Raw genomic sequence first — 17,287 nt, forward strand, 5'->3', positions numbered from 1 at the left:
ACAGAAATGTAAGACGGAACAGAAACCGAGTCAAGCACGATTCGTTACAGGTCCCTGCCGGCGGGTGGCTGGCCCATGGCGCGCAGGAATTGCTGCTGCGACGCGTGCAGCTGGCCATAACCGAGTTCGCGGTACACGAGACCGTGGCGCGGCGCCAGTTCGGCCAGGATGCGCGCCAGCGCCGGGTAGTGGCGGTGGTTCCAGGTGGGGAACAAGTGGTGCGTCAGGTGCAGGTTCAAACCGCCGAGCCAGTAACCGAGCCAGCGCAGGCGGCGCGGCTGCGGCGTCCAGTCGCAAGACGTGTAAAACGTGTGCTGGTACCAGTCGTGCGGCAGCGTACCGTCCGCGCCAGGCTGGAAAAACTCGACTTCGGCCCAGTGCGTGCCCAGGATCAGCGCCACCAGCGCGCACGAGGCGATCATCTGGCCCACGAAATACGCACCCAGCACCACGCCCCAGCCGATGCCGTGCTGCTGCAGCACCCACATGGGCAGCGCCAGCACCAGCGCCACATGGCCCAGCTTCCAGCCCAGGAACGACAGCCAGCCGCGCCAGCCCTGCAGCCGGCTGTGCGCGGCCACGGGCGTCTTGCCGAAGCGGTCCAGCCAGTCGCCATACCAGTTCAAATAGGGCAGCGACAGGGCCGCCACCACGGGCCAGTACAGGTATTGATAGCGGTACTGCGGCGACCAGCGTTGGAACGGCGTCTGGCGCAAAAACGGATTCGGTTCCGTGTCGAGGTCATAGCCTTCCACGTTCGCATACGTGTGATGGAAATGCACGTGGCGGATGGTCCAGAAATCCGTATCCACGCCCACGGGCAAGCCCACCAGGCGGATCAGCACGCGGTTCCAGGCTCCCTGGCGGAAGATGGCGCTGTGGGCCGCATCGTGCAGGGTATTCATGGCCAAGGTCATGGCCGCGACCAGGCAAGCCACGTAGCTGGCGACAAACGGCCAGGTGCTTTCGGCGCGCAGCGCCAGCGCATACAGTCCCACCGTCAGCGCGGCCAGGAACACGGTTTTCGCATGCAGGCACGCGTCGCCGAAGCGGTGTTTTCCTTCGTCCGCCAGGTAGGCGTCGGCGCGTGCGCGCAATTCGCGGCGGAAGGCGGAATCGCGTGCGGGCCGGAAGCGCAGCGGCGGCAGCAAAGGTACAGGCTGCGTCACGCGCACGTCCCCGCCGCTGCCGGCCACCACAGGCGGCGCGCGCCGTCGAGGCCATGCGCCAGCAGCGCTGCCAGGAAAACCATGCCCCACACATCGCGCGCGCCATACCAGCCCAGATACAGGGCCGGCATGGCCAGCGCGATGGCGACCCAGGCGATGGCGCCCCAGCGTCTCGCATCCGACAGGCCGCCCAGCGCCAGGGTGCCGCCGAAGATCAGCGCAAACAGGATGGCTTGCTGCGCGCCCGCCAGCAGCGCTTCATGGTTGACGTAATAGATCACCAGGCCAAACAGGATCACGCCGCCGGTGCCGATGAACAGCTCGGGCACGTGGAAAGTGCCGCGCGACTGCCAGTGGGGGAAACGCGCACGCAGCCATTTGAATAGTTTGCCATTGCTGGCCAACAACGGGTTATGCGTGGGTGTCATGCCCTTCACGCCATAGCGCATTTCCACGCCCTCGAGTTCGGGCTGGAAGCTGCCGAACAGTTTGTCCCAGATCAACAGCGTGCCGCCGAAATTGCGGTTGATGTAGCGTTTATCCGTACCGTGGTGCACGCGGTGGTGCGACGGCGTGACCATGAAGCTATCGAGGATGCCGGACTTGTTCACCAGCGCATTGTGGTTGTAGAACTGCACCGTGTAATGCAGGGACGAGACGACGAGGAAGATTTCCAGCGGCACGCCCAGCACGGCCAGGATGGCGATGAAGGGGAAATTCGTCAGCGACGAATACCAGGAATTGCGCACGCCCAGCGACAGGTTGAAATGCTCGCCCTGGTGGTGCACCACGTGCACGGCCCACAGCAGGGGGAATTTATGGTGCAGCCGGTGCATCCAGTAAAAGCACAAGTCCCAGGCAAAGAAGGCGAAGACCCATTGCGCGGCCACGGGCCATTGGTCGACGATATGCAGGTTCGCATGGCGCAGCAGCAGGGCGAACGCCGCCACCTCCACCCCGCGGAACACCCACATCAGGATATGGCCGGAATTGAGGTTGAAGATCACGTCCTTCCACGGCACGGGGGTCTTGCGCACCCATTTGAGGATCAGCAGTTCGGCCAGCACGAAGGCCAGCATGATCAAAAACGACAGGGCAAAGGGATTCATCATGATGCGGTTTTTATGGAAACGGCGCGGCGGGCAGCCAAGGATACCTGCATTTTCGCCAGGATGCCGCCAGCGACGCCAACAAACAGGCCGGCGGCCAGGTCGATGCTCACGTGCCGGCGCAGGGCGATGATGGCATAGCAGATGGCCACGCCCAGCACCACGGCCAGAGCGGAGCGCAGCAGGTGGCGCCTGCCGCACAAGGCCCACACGCACAGCAATGTCAGGGCGCCATGCAGCGACGGCAGGCAGTTTTGCGCGGAGTCGGCCGCCTGCAGCAGGCGCAGCGCCTGCGTGCTCCAGGCACTGCCCTCGCCCACGGGCGGATACGCGAGCGTGGTCGGGTACAGCAGGAAGACCACGCCGCAAGCCAGCGCGGAAAGCGCCATGGCGCGCGCCAGCCAGCGTACCTTCGCCGCATCGGCCGCCAGGTAGGCGTAGGGGATCAGGATGAAGAAGGACAGGTACAGCCAGATGGCGGCATCCGTGTAGGGGATGGCGCGGTCGATGGCCGTTTCCGGCAGCAGCACGCCCTGCCCTTGCAGCAGGTCGCTGGAAAAATACACGAGGCCGACGCTGCCCCAGCCGGCCAGCAGGTGCAGCAGGCGGCCGCGTACGGTCATGGATGAATGGCTCATGCGGTCGCGAGGCGCCGGATGCGGCGCCGTTTCATGGTGGGGTCAAAGGGAGGCAGTTCGCCGCTCACCGTCCAGGCCAGGCCGTCGACGGCCACGCCCAAGCCACGCAGCACCGCTGCCAGGTGCGCGCGCAAGGCGGCCAGGCCGGCAGCATCCAGGGCCGCGTGCAACTGCAGGGCAGATTCGCCTTGCTGCACCAGGCGGTAATCGGCGTCCGGCGGCAAGGCTTGCGCAAACGCGCGCGTCAATACGTCGGCAAACACGGCGACGGGGGCGCCGCCGTTCGCCGACGGCAAGGATGGCAAGAACAGCATGTCGTCGCAGCGCCCTTCGATGCCGTCGATGGCGCGCGTGGCGCGGCCGCACGGGCATGGCGTGGCGCGCGCGAGCAGGATGTCGTCGAGGCGGTAGCGCACGATGGGCTGCGTGATGCGCGTGAAGTCCGTAATCACGGGCACGAAGCGCCTCTGTTCAGCGTCCAGCCACTGCGGCTCGATGTGCACATACTCTTCGTTCAAGTGCAGCACGCCATGCTCGCAGCTGCTGGCGAGGAAACCCTCGGTGGCCTGGTAGATTTCATGCACGGCGCCAAACGCCTGCACGATCAGCGCGCGGTCCTGTACTTCCAGCACTTCGGCCACCGAAATGACTTTTTTCGGCGCCAGCGCCAGGCTGCCGTCGATGACGCGCAAGGCCAGCTGGCGCAGCACCTGGGCCGGCGCGACGATGACGGAAGGTTGATATTGCGCAAGCCGCGCGCACAGGCTGTCGAACGGTTCGAACAAATCGTAGAAGGCAAAGGTCAGCCACGGCGAGCGCACGGCCGTGTACAGATTGCTGTTCGCGCGCAGGAACAGCGCCACTTTTTCGCCGGAAAACAGGCCGTCGGGCAGCGCCTTGGCCAGCATCACGCCCGCCCATTGCGCCTTTTCGCGGGGGCTGACGGTAAACACGGCGCGCCGCGACGAGGTGCCCGACGACAGGCCCACCGTGATGTCGCCCACGGCCGGCGTAAAGTCGCGGCTCTGCTCGGCCGCCATGGCTGCCGCCATCGCTTGCGCCAAAGTCACCCCTTGCGTATTCATGGCGTCGAAATGTTCAAGCATCAGCGCCTTGTTCATCGTCGGCCACTGCGCCAGGGGCAGATCGCGGTACGGAGCGAAGTAAGCGCTGCGCGCGCACAGCACGTCGATGAAGCGCGCCAGTTGCTTGTTCTGGTAGGCGCCCAGCTGCGCGCGGCTTGTGAACCGCAGGCGGCGCGTGCGCCAGTACGACAATAACAGCCAGAAAAGACGCTTCACGGGCGGCCCGCCACAGGAACATAGTCCGCCGTGTCTTCATGCGTGATGCGGATGTGCGCATTGCCCGACTGGTGCAGCTGGTGCAGCCGGTTCAGGGTGGCGTAGTACGGCGCGCGCTTGTGCTGGATGAGGAACGACAGTTCGGACGGTCCGCGCAGCTGCTGAAAGCTTTCCGGCACCCAGGCCGCGTCCGACGCCAGCAAGGTCCAGCCACTATCCTGCAGCACGAAGGCGCCCAGATGGCCGATGGCGTGGCCAGGCAAGTCGACGATGTAGATTTCGCCCGTGCCGCTGACGTCGCGCCCGTGCGTGAATGGCAGCAGGGCGGCCGGCAAGGCCGTCTCGGGCACGCTTTCCACAAAACTCAAACGATCCGCAATATCGGCTGGCAGCAGCTCCGGTACGAAGGCCTGGCGCACGGCGGCCACGCCGGACAGTCCCCGCACGGCGTCCCAGCCCGTTTGGGAGGCCATCAGCCGCGCGCCGGGAAAGTCGCGCAGCCCCGCGATATGGTCGGCGTGGAAGTGCGACAGCAGCAGAGTGTGGATATCGCCGGGCGCCACGCCATGCGCGCGCAACTGCCCCTGCAACGATTCACTCTCATCGAAGGAAATCGGCGTCACCCACGCATACATGCGGTACACGCCCTTCGACGTGGCGGCGCGGAAGTGCTCGGCGTAGCCCGTGTCCCACAGGTACAGGCCCGCGCGCGTCGTTATCAGGTAGGCGCGCGAGGGGAAGCAGCGGCTGGCCAGCCCGCTGCCTTTCAAGACCATGCACGAAGGATGGGTGCAGTGGCCGACGCGAAACGCGGTGATGCTAGCCATTGCGCTCCTTGCCCACCTTGTGCGCCGCCGCTTCCTGGCGCATCCACTGCGCCGTCAGGGCGATGCCTTCCTGCAGGCTGACGATAGGACGGTAGCCCAGCACCTTGCGCGCCTTGGCATTATCGAGCGTCATGTCGAAACTGAGCGCGCCGATGCTGTAGGGCGTGAGCGACGGTTCGCGGCGGGTAAAGCGCGAGGCGAACTGCATCAGGCGCGCGACCAGCGCCAGCACGCGGTAAGGCACGCTGACGATCTCGAACGGCTGCTGCAGATGATCACAGAACAGGGTGCGCAAGATGTCGCACAGGCGCGCCGGTTCGCCATTCGTGATGTTGAACGCGGCGCCGGAAGCGATGGTCTTGTGCACGGTGGCCAGCCACATCGCGTGCACGACATTGTCGACATAGGTGATGTCGATGGTGGCCGCGCCGCCGTTGGGCAGGGGCAGCTTGCCGCCGCGCTCCTGCAGCACCCGCGCCAGGCGCGGGATCAGGACCTGGTCGTGCGGGCCGAAGATGGCGCGCGGGCGCAGGATCACGCACGTCATGCCGCGGTGGCGGTCGACGCAATCCTGCACCAGCTTTTCCGCCATCGCCTTGCTGCGCGCATACGCGTTGATGAAGGCATCGGGGCGGAAGGTTTCCGGCACGTCGAGGTGGTTGCGGTAGTCGAAATAGATGGCCGGGGTGGAGATGTGCACGAAGCGCGCCACGTGCAGGCTGGCGGCCGCGCGCAGCAATTGGCCCGTGGCCGTGACGTTGGCGGCGATGAAGTCGCGTTCCGGCCCCCAGGGCGACGACAGCGCGGCGCAGTGCCAGACGGTGTCCATGCCGCGCACCAGTTCATCGACCTGGCGTGGCGATGCCTGTGCCAGGTCGAGCGCGACGAATTGCGCGCCCATGCGTTCCAGTTCGCGGCCGACGGCGGCGTTGCGGCCCGTGGCGCGCACTTCCACGCCCTGCGCCAGCAGGGTGCGCACGGCATTGCGCCCCAAGCCGCCCGTCGCTCCCGTGACCAGTATCCGCCTCATCGCACCACCTTCACAGGTCAAGAATCATGCCGCCGATGGTCAAACCCGCGGCCGTGCCCATCATCAGCAAACGCTGGCCTGCCACGGCCCGCCCCGTCATCACCGCCTCGTGCAGGGCGGTGGGCAAGGACGCGGCCACCTGGTTGCCATGCGTTTCAAAGATCTTGATGATTTTAGCATCGGGAACGTCGAGGATGCGCGCCGCATGCGCGAGCCCCAGCGGGCTGGCCTGGTGCGGCACGACCACGTCGACTTTTTCCAGTCCCGCGCCCGATTCCAGCATTAATTCCGCCAGGAAATCCGGCATCACCTTGACGGCCAGGCGGAACACGGCCTTGCCATCCATGCGGAACAGGTAGTCGCCCGGCTCGCAACCATTGCGCGGGTTGCGCTCGGTGCCGCCGCCGCGGATTTCGCAGTAGCGCCGCCCTTCCGGATACGTACCCATCTTGTAGGCGCGGATGCCGGCGCTGCCATCGCCGCGCTCGACGATGACGGCGGCGGCGCCGTCGCCAAAGATCATCGACGCTTCCGGCTCGCTCCAGTCGACGCCGCGCGAGGCGAGGTCGGACGAAACGATGGCGATGCGCCGGTAGGCGCTGCCCGCCAGCATGGACGCGGCCACGCGGAAGGCGGCCATGAAACTGAGGCAGCTGGCGTTGACGTCGAAGCTTTGCGTGCCTGGTGGCAATCCCGCATGTTCGGCCACGAAGCAAGCCGTATTCGGCAACGCTTGCTCGGGCACGCCGTTGGCGCAGATCAACAAGTCGATGTCGGCCGGACGCAGGCTGGCATTCTTCAGCGCGTCGAGCAGGGCGGCGGCGCCCAGCTGGCTTTGCGATTCATCGGGCGCGGCGACAAAGCGCGACAGCACGCCGCTCTTGCGCAGGGTATAGCCAGCCGGATGGCCCAAAGTCAGGTCCAGGCTGGCGGAAGTCACACTCTGCGACGGCACGGCCTTGCCCGTCGCGATCAGGCGAACTGGAATCATGTTGGCCTTAACAAAGTAAATATGGTTATGAATTAATCGCGTGCCAATGGCGGCAATGCAACACCGCAGTTCTTGCAGAAACTGGCATCGTCATCGAGCCCTTCCTTCAGGCACGTGGGGCAGGTACGCGTGGTGACCAGCTTGGAACTGCGCTGTACCGTCATTTCCGCGCTGATAATGCCGGTAGGCACTGCCAGGATGCCCCAGCCGAGCAACATCATCAGGGAAGCGATGGTGCGCCCGATGTCGGTCCTCGGCGTGATATCGCCGAAACCCACGGTGGTCATGGTGCTGATGGCCCAGTAAATCGACGTGGGGATACTGCTGTAACCGTTCTCCGGTCCTTCCACCACGTACATCACAGTACCTAACAGAAAGACCACCATCATGACAAAAGACAAGAAAATGAGGATTTTGCGCCGGCTGGCCAGCAAGGCCCGCCCCAGCACCGTGTATTCATGCACATACGACGTGAGCTTGAGGATACGGAACATGCGCAGCAGGCGCAAAATGCGCACGTCGATCAGCACATGCGCGCCCGGCAGCAGCAAGCCGATGTAGGTCGGCACGATGGCCAGCAAATCGATAATGCCGAAAAAACTCTTGGCATAGCGCACCGGATGCTGCAGGCAAGACAGGCGGGCGAAATATTCGATGGTAAATAAAATGGTGAAAAACCATTCCAGCGCCGTCAGCCAAGTGCCATAGCGCTCGGCCACGGAGGCGACACTGCTGAGCACGACCACCGTCACACTGATCAGGATGGCGGCGATCAGCAGCAAATCGAAGGCGCGGCCCGTGCGCGTTTCCGCCTCGAAAATGACGGTGTACACCTGTTCGCGCCAGCCCCGCTCGGGCTTGCCATATTTCTGCTGCGTTTCCTGCGCCGCCAGTTGCTGCGGCGTCAAGGGCGCCGCTCCGCTCTTCGTCGCGGCTTTCATGTGGGTAATGTGCTCATATACTATTATTGTATAGATAATTTACAAAGCACGGCGACACGCACGGTTGCGCTACAGGTTTCACTACAACAACACTACGACAGCTTTTTCGCCAGCAGCACGGCATTGCGCCGGTCGCGCTCGGCTTGCACGATGTCCGCCGTGCGCGCTTCCGACAGGCCCACCGTGTGCAGCACGGTGGCCGTCAGCTGCAGCGCCGATTCCAGCGCCTCGGGTACGACCAGGGTGGCGCCCGCCTGTATCAGGGCCACGGCATGCGCCTCGTCGCGCGCCCGCGCATACACGGGCAGCTGCGGATATTCGCGGCGGATCGATTTCACGGCATGCAGCACGGACGCCGCATGGTCCATCGTCAGCACCACGGCGGCGGCCCGGTCCGCATTGACCTTTTGCAACAATTCCGCGCGCGACGCATCGCCGAAATACACGGGGAAACCGCGCGGATGCAGGGTCGTCACCAGGCGCGCATCATTTTCAATCGCCACATACGCGATATCCTGCTCCGTCAGCACCTTGGCCAGCAGCTGCCCCACCCGGCCAAACCCGGCGATGATGACGGTGCTGCCCTGCGGCGGCGGCGCGCCGTGCGCCAGGTCGGCCAGCTGGTGGTGGTGGCGCTGCTCCCACCAGTTGCCGAAGGCGCGCGCCGCCTTGGCCAGCGCCGGCGTGGCAAACAGGCTCAGGCCCACCACCAGCATGACGAACTGCGCCACCTGCGGGCCGATCAGCTTGGTACCCAGCGCATACGCGACGACGATGAAGGCGAATTCGCCGCCCTGCCCCAGCAGCACGCCCGTTTCCACGGCGCGCCCCCAGTGGAAGCCGCCGATGCGGAAAATCACGCTGATGACGAGGGTTTTCAGCGCGAACAGGCTCAGCACGGCCAACGGTATCAAGACCGGCGACTTGAGGATTTCGCGCACGTCGATCTGCATGCCCACGGACATGAAGAACAAGCCCATCAGCAAGCCCTTGAAAGGCTCGATCGTCACTTCCACTTCGTGGCGGAATTCCGTTTCCGCCAGCAGCAGGCCGGCCAGCAAGGCGCCCAGCGCCATCGACAGGCCCGCCAGGTAGGTCAAGCCCGCGATGCCCAGGGTGCTGAGCAGGGTCAAGGCCATGAACACGTCGGGCTGGCGTTTCTTGACGAAAAACTGGAACAGCGGACGAATCACGCGGCGCCCCAGCAGATAGATGAGCAGGATGGCGCCGGCCGATTTCACGGCCGCAAAGCTGAGCAGATACGCCAGGTCGTCGCTGCGCCCGCTGGCGAACACGTCGATCAGGATGAACAGCGGCACCACCATCAAATCCTGGAACATCAAAATGGAAAAACCCGCCTGGCCGGCCGGCGTCTGCAGCGAACGCTGGTCGGTCAGCAGCTGCATCACCACGGCCGTGGACGACAGCGACAGCACCAGGCCCAGCACGATGGACGCTTCCAGCGACAAACCAAAGTAATACGCGACGCCGCCGATCAGGCAGGCGCTGACGGCCACCTGCCCCACGCCCGCGCCGAATACCCAGCGCCGCAGCGCCCACAGCCTTTCCGTCGACAGTTCCAGGCCGATCATGAACATCAAAAACATCACGCCCAGCTCGGCCAGGCCGCTGACCTGTTCGGCACGCACGAACGAGAAATACGTCAGCCACGTGAAGTCGCCCGCCCACAGGCCGAAGCCGAACGGGCCGAACAGGGCGCCCACGGCCAGGAAACCGAGGACTTGGTTGACCTTCAGGCGTTGCAATAACGGAATAAAAATCCCGGCCAGGGCGAGAAACAGGAGGGTTTCCCGCAAATACGGTAAGGCGTGTTGCTCTTCCAAAATAATCCTAACTAAATATCATTCATGCTGAATTGGTCGTGTCGCATGCGCGGCCATGGCGAAGTAAGTGCACACACGATATTTTGCCACAAGGCAACAAATTCGCTACGGACGTACCGCTTGCGGCGGCGCCAGCATGTCCGCGCGGGGGCGGCCCCAGCCCGGCACGTAGGCGGGACACGGCCGGTTGCGGAACTGCTGCAGTTCGACGGTCGTGAAATTAGGCAACATGCCGGGGTTGAAGCGCACGTCCGTCAGCTTGTCCGCATTCAACCTGGGCATGCGGGCAAAGCGGAACCAGGCGTCGACATAGCAATTGTCTTCCTGCAGCGCGCGCAAGGCGGCCAGGCTGCCCTCCGCCTTGGCCGAGACGGCGATGCCGGGCGCCAGTTGCTGGCCTTGCTTACCCGTTTCCACCAGGCCGGCCGGGCAGGCGGCGGGCGCCAGCGCATCCGGCAGCAGGCTCAGGGTGCCGCGCCGCAAGGTGTACACGTCCGTCTTGCTGTCGAGCGAGACATAGATCCAGCACAGCGGATTGCTGGGGAAGGCCGTCATCGCCACGTCCCACACGCGCGTGCCGGGATCGAGGCGCTGCACGGCCGCCTCGATGCGCGCACGGCCAAGGGCCGACGCCACGCCCTGCGTGCCGATGAACGTGGCGGCCAGCGCGAAGGCCAGCAGCAGCGGTCCGCGCCCCCGCTCGCCAGCCCGTCCCTGCAGCACGGCCAGGATCGCGCCCAGCCCCAGCAGGATGAGCAGCGAAGCGGGCGCCAGATAGGTTTTATAGGTGAAGAAACACAGGGCCGCCGTCAACCCCGCCAGCAGCACGCTTTTGACGATGCCGTAGTGCAAGGACATGATCACGGGCACGCCCAGCAGCACCCAGAACATGGGCTCGACAATGAAGACCATGTCGCCATACAGCCAGCGGCTGTCAAACGGATAGAACGGGTGCAAGCCATAGGAATTGAGGAAATCCATGCCCATGTGCAAGCAAAAGCCCAGCAGCAGGCAAGCGGCCAGGCCGATGCGGGCGGGTACGCTGCTTTTCAGCAGCCGGCGCGCGCCGGGCCACAGCAGCCACAGCATGGCCAGCAACAGCAGCGCCTGCGGCAAGGCCAGCAGTAATGTATGCGTGTGGCCGCGGTGGTGCAACATGTAGCCGAACGGGCGCGGCAACAGCCTGGTCAGCACCAGGTCCAGGTCGGGCGCGTTGCTGGCAAACCATGCCGAAAATAAAAACAGCGCGCGCCGGGTACGCTGTGCGGGGGCCTGCGGCTCGGGCGGCAGGCTGCGGTGTACCAGTTCGCCGACCCCGAGGCCGATGACCGAATGCGTAATATTATCCATAGGGCAATTTTACAGGATGCCCGCCCTGGCGTGCTCTTGCACGACTGCCTGCGCGACAAAGCTACAGCTTCTCCAGCTCCGGGCCACGCATGCCCACCAGCAAGGCGCGGCCGTCGGGCAGCACGCGGAACTCGCCATAGCGGGCCTTTTCCCAGCGCGCCGCCTCGCCTTCCTTGAAGAACCAGGCATCGCTGACGAGCACCCAGTTCCCATCCTTCGGCGTCAGTTCGAGCAGGAATTCGCCGGGCGCCAGCGCCTCTTGGGTGTACGGGCGCAGCAATTCCGCCACGCCGCGCGCATCGCGCATCGCCACCACGAGGGGCCGGCCAGGCGCCCGGTCCACGCTGGCCAGGGTGGACAGGACGCCCAGGTTGACGAAATTGAGGCGCATGTAGTCGCCCTGCATCAGCGAGCGGGGATCGACGGGTTCCAGCGCCACGAAGATCGCTTGCCCTTTGGCAATCAGCTGCTCTTTTTGCCAGATGCCGCCATTGGCGACCAGCAACACCAGCAGCAAGCCCCCCAGCACGCCCAGGCGCGCGGCGCGGTGCTCAAGCACCACGCCCGCCGGCTTGCTTTCCACCAGGTGCAGCACGGCGCCCCGCATGGCCAGCCACGACAGGGCGCACAGCAGCGCGCCGGCCATGGTCAGCAGCGCTGCCTTGCTGGCCAGCGGCCAGGCCAGCTGATAATAAAAGCTGCCGAGTATCCACGCCGCCGCCAGCGCGGCCGCCACGGCCACGCGCGAACGCCCGCTCGTCAAACAATACGCGAGGATCAGCAGCACGGGCCCCAGCGCCGGCATGAACCACGCCAGCACAATCAACACCAGCGCCACGCCGATGGCGGGCAACTGGCGCAGCGCCGGCCAGCGCCATCCCGCCCAGGCGGCGGCCGCCGTGGCCAGCACGAGCGACACCCCATTCAACACTTGCGCATACCAGGCAACGGCCTGGTGCCGGGTCGCTTCGCGCGCCACGTCACCGACAATACCGCCGCCCAGCGCGCCGCCCAGCATAAAGGTCATGCCGGACCAGAAGACCAGCCCCAGCAAGATTGCCAGGACCCACCCCGTCGACAGCGATTCCAGGAAGGCGGCGATGGACGCGCCGCGGCCATCGTTGAACGCCTGCTTTTGCAGCCAGTGGGCGCCCAGCCAGAATGCCAGGGCCAGCATCCAGGCGCTGTATAGCTGCGTGGGGTCGTTCTCGAAAATCCAGTCGCGCGTGCTATCGATGATGCCCAGCCCCAGCAAGCCGCAGGCGACCAGTCCCAGCAGCACGCGCAGCCAGTCGCGCGGCAAGGCGGCGGCCGTCAGCAGGCACGCCAGGCACATCAGCAGCGACGCCGTCTGCGTGGCATAGTCGCGGAACAGGGCATAGCCGAGCAGGCTGCCGCCCACCAGCAGGCATGGCACGGCCAGTTGTTCGACAAACAATGCCACGCCGCGCGTGCGGATCAGCAGCACGGCCACCACCAGCACGATGGCGGCCACGACATACGCGCCGGGACCGTGGCGCACGACGCTTTCCAGGCCCGCGCCCAGCGCCAGGACCAGGGGGATGGCGGCCAGCCAGGCGCCGAGGGCCGTCATCAGTACCAGCGGCCACGGCCGCACATCCTGCACGGGACGGGCAGCGCCGGACGGCAACAGGCCGGCGCGCGTGGCGTCGTCGATCAGGGTGGCGAGCGCATCGGCTCGCTGACTATTGATATGGCTCATGCCGCCTCCCGGCGCGTGCGCCACAAAATGCCTTGCACGGTGAGCGCCAGCAGCACGGCCGCGAACAAGCCCAGCATCACCAGCCTGCCGATGCCATCGCCATTGCCGCCGCCATGGAACAGCACGTGCCCCAGCCCCCACACCAGCAAGGTGTTCAGGCCCAGCGCGACGGCGCTCAGGCCGAACACGTCAAAGAACTGGCGCGTGGCCAGCAGGACGCCGGCGACGGCCAGCAAGCCGAGACCGGCCCAGTACGGCGATTCGATCTCGCTGCCGAACAGGGCGCTGACGGCCGTGCCCGTGATGAGGAAGGTGGCCAGCACCAGGCCCAGACGCAAGGCCCAGCTGCCCGCGCCCGTCCAGCGCGCCAGCAGGGGCGAGACGAACGCACAGCCAGCCAGCACGGCCAGCCAGCCGCCAATGAAAATGGGCAGATCGGCCGAATCGACGCGCCAGCTGTTGTGCGCATGCGCCTGCATCCACAGGGTGGCGGCCGTCGACAGTATCAGCATCCACGGCGTCCACAGCACGTCGCTGCGCGCCACCAGGCACAGGGGCAAGGCCAGCGCGGCCCACAGGGCGAACAGCTGCCACGGATCGGCGCCCGTCTGGTACGTCTGGCCGAAATACGCGAACAGGCCGCCGATGGCCAGCAAGGCCAGCAGCAGCAAGGGCACGCGCGCTTTCGGCACGGCAAACGCGCCCACGCAGGCGGCGGCCAGCACGCCTTGCAGCAGGGCAAAGCGGCCCATGCGGCCCAGGTCTTCCCAGTTGGCGGCCACCCAGCAGATCAAGCCCATGCCCAGCAGCACGGCGCCCAGCACGGCCACGCCACGCGGCAGCCAGTAGGCCAGGCGCGCCGGTTCGCGCTGGAAGCCGGCCACTTCCTGCAACTGCCGGGTTTGTTGGGCATCGAGCGCATAGTCCGAGGCGAGTTGGTACACGGCGAGGCGTAAATCCATCGTCTGCTTTCAGGTTGATTGGTCGTAAGAAAGCGTCAGCGCTCGACGCTGACGCCGCGCCAGAAAGCGACGTGGCCGGCAATTTGCTTGGCGGCATCCTTGGGCTGGGGGTAATACCAGGCCGCGTTGGCATTGACGGCGCCATCGACGACGAGGTCGTAATAGCTGGCCGTGCCCTTCCATGGGCAGATGCTCGTGTGGCTGCTGGGACGCAGGTATTCCTGCGTCACGGTAGCTAAAGGAAAATATACATTGTTTTCAACGACTTGCACCTGCGCATCGGTGGCTTGCGCGATGACGGCGCCATTCCAGCTGGCTGTTGGCATTTGACTATCCTCCTTCTGCGCCGAGTGTAGCGCAAAAAGTCCGCCATGGCGCGCGCCATTGGCGCCCCGCTCAAGCGCCGGCGATGATCTGGCGCAAGGCTTGTTCGAACACTTCGGGAGGTTGGCCGCCGGAAATCAGGTGACGCTCGTTGATGATGACGGCGGGCACCGAATTGATGCCGTTCTGCTGGTAGAACTGTTCCTGCGCGCGCACCTCGTCCGCATACGCGCCGGAGGCCAGCACCTCGGCCGCTTTCACGCCATCGAGCCCCACCTTGCCGGCCACGGCCAGCAGCACCGCGTGCGAGGACGGATCCTGTCCCTGCGTGAAATACGCATCGAACAGCGCCATTTTCAATGCCTTCTGGCGCCCTTCCAGTCCGGCCCAGTGCAGCAGACGGTGCGCGTCAAACGTGTTGTAGATGCGGCCGCGCTTGTCCATGGCAAAGGTAAAGCCCAGCTGTTCGCCGCGCGCGCGAATGGCTTCGCGCGATTGCGCCATCTGTTCCGGGGAGGAGCCGTATTTGCGGGCGATGTGTTCGCCGACATCCTCGCCTTCGGGCGGCATGTTGGCGTTCAGCTCGAAGGGCTGGAAGTGGATGTCGGCCTGGACGGTGCCTTGCAACGTGTCCAGCGCCTGCTCCAGCGATTTCAGGCCGACCACGCACCAGGGGCAGGAAACGTCGGACACGAAATCGATACGGATGGGGGTAGGTGTGGCGGGAGTGGAACTCATGGTGGGCAGCCTTTGCGCGAGTCGGTGGCGGCCGCACCGCGCGGCGCCGCAAGCACAGCATATGCGTGCGGCCCGCGGGAAATCAAGCGCTTACTTTTTCTTGGCGGGCGCCTTGGCCCCATCCTTCTTGCCGCCGATCTTGCTTTCCTTGCCAGAAAGCAAGTTCGCGATGTTCTGGCTGTGGCGGTAAGCGAGCAGCACGCTCATGACGATGACGGCCAGCAAGATGGGATCGACGCCAAACAGCAAGCCATAGTAGAACGGCGCGAACAGGGCCGCCACCAGGGCTGCCAGCGAGGAATAGCGGAAGGCATACGCGATGATCAGCCAGGTGGCCAGGGTCGCCAGGCCCAGCCAGGGATTGATGCCCAGCAACACGCCGAGGGCCGTGGCCACGCCCTTGCCGCCGACGAAGCGGAAGAACACGGGCCACAGATGGCCGAGGAAGACGGCGATGGCGACCAGGGCCACGGCCGTGTCGCCCACGCCCAGCGCGCTGGCAAAATGGTCGGCCAGGAACACGGCCAGCCAGCCCTTGGCGCCATCGCCCAGCAGGGTCATGATGGCGGCGCCCTTGTTGCCGCTACGCAGCACGTTGGTGGCGCCCGGATTTTTCGAGCCATAGGTGCGCGGATCGGCAATGCCGTAGACTTTGCTCATCACCACGGCAAACGATATCGAGCCGAGCAAGTAAGCGGCCACTGTCATTGCCACGGTTGTGATTACTGGATTCATTTCTTCCCTTTATTGTGTTTATTGCACCAGCATCGAGGCTGGCGCAGCAGAATATACACCAGCGCCCCGTCCAGGGACAGGGCGAAGCCCCGCTTTCTTGCTCTCTTAATCCTGCAATGCGCACTGCACCGGTTTGGCTTTCAACAAATCAACGAGCACCTGCGGCGCCAGCGAGACGAGGAAACCGCGCCGCCCGCCATTGATATAGATGCGTTCGAGCGCCAGAATCGATTGCTCCACGTACACGGGCATGGCCTTCTTCGTGCCGAAGGGCGAGGTGCCGCCGATCATGTAGCCGGAATGGCGCTGCGCCACTTCGGGCTTGCATGGCTCGACGGACTTGCAGCCGATGCCACGCGCCAGATTCTTGGTCGACACCTTGCAATCGCCATGCATGAGCACGATCATCGGCTTGGCCGCCTCGTCCTGCATCACCAGGGTCTTGATCACCGCGTGTTCGGGCACGTTCAATTCGCGCGCCGAGACGCTGGTGCCGCCGTGCTCCTCGTAGGGATACGGATGTTCTTCGAAGGAAACTTGATGCTTGCGCAGCAACTGCGTCGCCTGGGTTTCGGAAATATGCTCTTTTTTAGCCATGCGTGATACGCTGATCGTTCAGTGAGGAGTGCTAATTATGCAGGAAGAAATCCGCTTTGCCACATTCAATGTCTGCAACCTTGCCCCCGCCGGGGCGAAATTGTATGACAACCTGGAACCGTTGAGCCCGGCGCAATACGAAGCCAAGGCGGAATGGACGGCGCGGCAAATCGACCTGCTCGACGCCGACGTGATCGGTTTCCAGGAAATTTTCTCGCAAGCGGCCCTGCGCGACGTGCTGTCGCGCACGCGCCATTACCGCGCAGCCACCCTGGCCGGCTACGATGCCATCGATGCCGCCGGACGCATGCTGCCCACGGTGGCGCTCGTGTCGCGCTTGCCGCTGGCCGGCGCCGGTGTTGCCTGGGCGAATTTCCCCGCCGGCGTGAGCGTGCCTGCCGACGACGATGCTGGCCGCTTCGCCCGCGCGCCGCTGCATGTCCAGGTCATCTTGCCTGGCGGACAACTCACGGACGTGGTCGTGGTGCATTTGAAATCGCGCCGCCCCGACTACCGCCATGGCGACGGCAACGATACTACCGCCTACGCGCTGGCCAACCTGCGCTCGCTGCAGCGGCGCGGCGCGGAAGCCGTGGCCCTGCGCGTGCTGGCAAGCGAACTGGGCCACAGCGGCCGTCCCCGTATCGTGCTGGGCGACTTCAACGACATCGCCAATGCCGTCACCACGGCCATCGTCATGGGGGCGGGCGCGCCGTGCGAAGCGGGTGCCGAGATGCGCGAACGCCTGTACGACGCCAACGCCATCCAGCAGCGCCAGGACGCCCTGCGCCACGTGGGCTACACGAATATCCACGACAGCGCCTACATGACGATCGACCACATCCTCGTGTCCGAACATTTTCATCCCGCCTCGCCGCGCGCCATCGGCGTGCTGCAGGAAGTGACCTATCTCAACGACCATCTGCTGCTGGGCTTGCGGCACGCCTCCGACCATGGCCAGGTGCTGGCACGCATCAAGCTGCTGGGAAATATTGACTAACTCAGTCA

General features: G+C 65.0%; 17 protein-coding genes. 1 reads left to right on the top strand and 16 read right to left on the bottom strand.

The window, feature by feature from the left end; translation table 11 throughout:
- Positions 1 to 44: 44 nt before the first annotated feature.
- The 16 genes from O0879_RS14955 to ybaK form a co-directional block, all read right to left on the bottom strand.
- Positions 45 to 1,169 (bottom strand): acyl-CoA desaturase, encoded by a 1,125-nt coding sequence (locus tag O0879_RS14955; RefSeq protein ID WP_289917145.1) that lies wholly within the window; start codon positions 1,167 to 1,169, stop codon positions 45 to 47.
- A complete protein-coding gene (locus O0879_RS14960) occupies positions 1,166 to 2,281 on the bottom strand; it encodes a sterol desaturase family protein (RefSeq protein ID WP_289917148.1) in 1,116 nt (371 codons plus the stop codon). Before O0879_RS14960 ends, O0879_RS14955 begins: the two co-directional genes overlap by 4 nt.
- Positions 2,278 to 2,916: a phosphatase PAP2 family protein gene (locus O0879_RS14965; protein WP_289917150.1), complete on the bottom strand. Its 639-nt coding sequence runs from the start codon at positions 2,914 to 2,916 to the stop codon at positions 2,278 to 2,280. The genes O0879_RS14960 and O0879_RS14965 overlap by 4 nt, the downstream gene beginning before the upstream one ends.
- Positions 2,913 to 4,217 (bottom strand): F390 synthetase-related protein, encoded by a 1,305-nt coding sequence (locus O0879_RS14970; RefSeq protein WP_289917152.1) that lies wholly within the window; start codon positions 4,215 to 4,217, stop codon positions 2,913 to 2,915. The genes O0879_RS14965 and O0879_RS14970 overlap by 4 nt, the downstream gene beginning before the upstream one ends.
- Entirely contained in the window at positions 4,214 to 5,044 is an 831-nt protein-coding gene (locus tag O0879_RS14975) for an MBL fold metallo-hydrolase (RefSeq protein WP_289917153.1), read from the bottom strand. Before O0879_RS14975 ends, O0879_RS14970 begins: the two co-directional genes overlap by 4 nt.
- A complete protein-coding gene (locus tag O0879_RS14980) occupies positions 5,037 to 6,074 on the bottom strand; it encodes an SDR family NAD(P)-dependent oxidoreductase (protein ID WP_289917155.1) in 1,038 nt (345 codons plus the stop codon). The genes O0879_RS14975 and O0879_RS14980 overlap by 8 nt, the downstream gene beginning before the upstream one ends.
- A gap of 10 nt (positions 6,075 to 6,084) precedes the next feature.
- Complete coding sequence (locus O0879_RS14985) at positions 6,085 to 7,065, bottom strand: 3-oxoacyl-[acyl-carrier-protein] synthase III C-terminal domain-containing protein (RefSeq protein WP_289903648.1); 981 nt, start codon at positions 7,063 to 7,065, stop codon at positions 6,085 to 6,087.
- 32 nt (positions 7,066 to 7,097) lie between these two features.
- Complete coding sequence (locus O0879_RS14990) at positions 7,098 to 8,006, bottom strand: ion transporter (RefSeq protein ID WP_099666624.1); 909 nt, start codon at positions 8,004 to 8,006, stop codon at positions 7,098 to 7,100.
- A 92-nt stretch (positions 8,007 to 8,098) separates the two neighbouring features.
- The gene (locus O0879_RS14995; protein WP_099666623.1) at positions 8,099 to 9,850 is read right to left on the bottom strand and encodes a cation:proton antiporter; all 1,752 of its coding nucleotides are present in this window, start codon (positions 9,848 to 9,850) and stop codon (positions 8,099 to 8,101) included.
- A gap of 105 nt (positions 9,851 to 9,955) precedes the next feature.
- Positions 9,956 to 11,200 carry a metal-dependent hydrolase gene (locus O0879_RS15000; RefSeq protein ID WP_289917157.1) on the bottom strand — a complete coding sequence of 415 codons (1,245 nt, stop codon included), beginning with the start codon at positions 11,198 to 11,200 and terminating at the stop codon, positions 9,956 to 9,958.
- Positions 11,201 to 11,261: 61 nt separating this feature from the next.
- Positions 11,262 to 12,923: a GDYXXLXY domain-containing protein gene (locus O0879_RS15005; protein ID WP_289917159.1), complete on the bottom strand. Its 1,662-nt coding sequence runs from the start codon at positions 12,921 to 12,923 to the stop codon at positions 11,262 to 11,264.
- The gene (locus O0879_RS15010) at positions 12,920 to 13,885 is read right to left on the bottom strand and encodes a DUF2157 domain-containing protein (protein WP_289911400.1); all 966 of its coding nucleotides are present in this window, start codon (positions 13,883 to 13,885) and stop codon (positions 12,920 to 12,922) included. Before O0879_RS15010 ends, O0879_RS15005 begins: the two co-directional genes overlap by 4 nt.
- Before the next feature lie 35 nt (positions 13,886 to 13,920).
- Positions 13,921 to 14,211, bottom strand: a complete 291-nt coding sequence (locus O0879_RS15015; RefSeq protein ID WP_099666619.1) for a DUF427 domain-containing protein — start codon at positions 14,209 to 14,211, stop codon at positions 13,921 to 13,923.
- A 70-nt stretch (positions 14,212 to 14,281) separates the two neighbouring features.
- On the bottom strand, positions 14,282 to 14,947 hold the full coding sequence (locus tag O0879_RS15020; RefSeq protein WP_289917161.1) for a DsbA family oxidoreductase: 666 nt from the start codon (positions 14,945 to 14,947) through the stop codon (positions 14,282 to 14,284).
- 90 nt (positions 14,948 to 15,037) lie between these two features.
- On the bottom strand, positions 15,038 to 15,682 hold the full coding sequence (gene plsY / locus O0879_RS15025) for a glycerol-3-phosphate 1-O-acyltransferase PlsY (protein WP_230539942.1): 645 nt from the start codon (positions 15,680 to 15,682) through the stop codon (positions 15,038 to 15,040).
- 105 nt (positions 15,683 to 15,787) lie between these two features.
- Entirely contained in the window at positions 15,788 to 16,279 is a 492-nt protein-coding gene (gene ybaK, locus O0879_RS15030) for a Cys-tRNA(Pro) deacylase (RefSeq protein WP_289917163.1), read from the bottom strand.
- Between the two features lie 37 nt (positions 16,280 to 16,316).
- On the opposite strand from ybaK, the gene O0879_RS15035 reads away from it, so the two are divergent.
- Positions 16,317 to 17,279, top strand: coding sequence for an endonuclease/exonuclease/phosphatase family protein (locus O0879_RS15035; RefSeq protein ID WP_289917166.1), 963 nt, complete (start codon positions 16,317 to 16,319; stop codon positions 17,277 to 17,279).
- Positions 17,280 to 17,287: the final 8 nt, after the last annotated feature.

The sequence above is a fragment of the Janthinobacterium sp. SUN120 genome, from assembly GCF_030397735.1.
GTDB lineage: Bacteria > Pseudomonadota > Gammaproteobacteria > Burkholderiales > Burkholderiaceae_D > Janthinobacterium > Janthinobacterium kumbetense.

Coding starts and splice junctions, on each gene's coding strand:
- O0879_RS15000 (WP_289917157.1), bottom strand. CDS start 11,200: ATGGATAATATTACGCATTCGGTCATCGGCCTCGGGGTCGGCGAACTG.
- O0879_RS14960 (WP_289917148.1), bottom strand. CDS start 2,281: ATGATGAATCCCTTTGCCCTGTCGTTTTTGATCATGCTGGCCTTCGTG.
- O0879_RS14990 (WP_099666624.1), bottom strand. CDS start 8,006: ATGAAAGCCGCGACGAAGAGCGGAGCGGCGCCCTTGACGCCGCAGCAA.
- O0879_RS14980 (WP_289917155.1), bottom strand. CDS start 6,074: ATGAGGCGGATACTGGTCACGGGAGCGACGGGCGGCTTGGGGCGCAAT.
- ybaK (WP_289917163.1), bottom strand. CDS start 16,279: ATGGCTAAAAAAGAGCATATTTCCGAAACCCAGGCGACGCAGTTGCTG.
- O0879_RS15020 (WP_289917161.1), bottom strand. CDS start 14,947: ATGAGTTCCACTCCCGCCACACCTACCCCCATCCGTATCGATTTCGTG.
- O0879_RS15015 (WP_099666619.1), bottom strand. CDS start 14,211: ATGCCAACAGCCAGCTGGAATGGCGCCGTCATCGCGCAAGCCACCGAT.
- O0879_RS15035 (WP_289917166.1), top strand. CDS start 16,317: ATGCAGGAAGAAATCCGCTTTGCCACATTCAATGTCTGCAACCTTGCC.
- O0879_RS14975 (WP_289917153.1), bottom strand. CDS start 5,044: ATGGCTAGCATCACCGCGTTTCGCGTCGGCCACTGCACCCATCCTTCG.
- O0879_RS14985 (WP_289903648.1), bottom strand. CDS start 7,065: ATGATTCCAGTTCGCCTGATCGCGACGGGCAAGGCCGTGCCGTCGCAG.
- O0879_RS15010 (WP_289911400.1), bottom strand. CDS start 13,885: ATGGATTTACGCCTCGCCGTGTACCAACTCGCCTCGGACTATGCGCTC.
- O0879_RS15005 (WP_289917159.1), bottom strand. CDS start 12,923: ATGAGCCATATCAATAGTCAGCGAGCCGATGCGCTCGCCACCCTGATC.
- O0879_RS14965 (WP_289917150.1), bottom strand. CDS start 2,916: ATGAGCCATTCATCCATGACCGTACGCGGCCGCCTGCTGCACCTGCTG.
- plsY (WP_230539942.1), bottom strand. CDS start 15,682: ATGAATCCAGTAATCACAACCGTGGCAATGACAGTGGCCGCTTACTTG.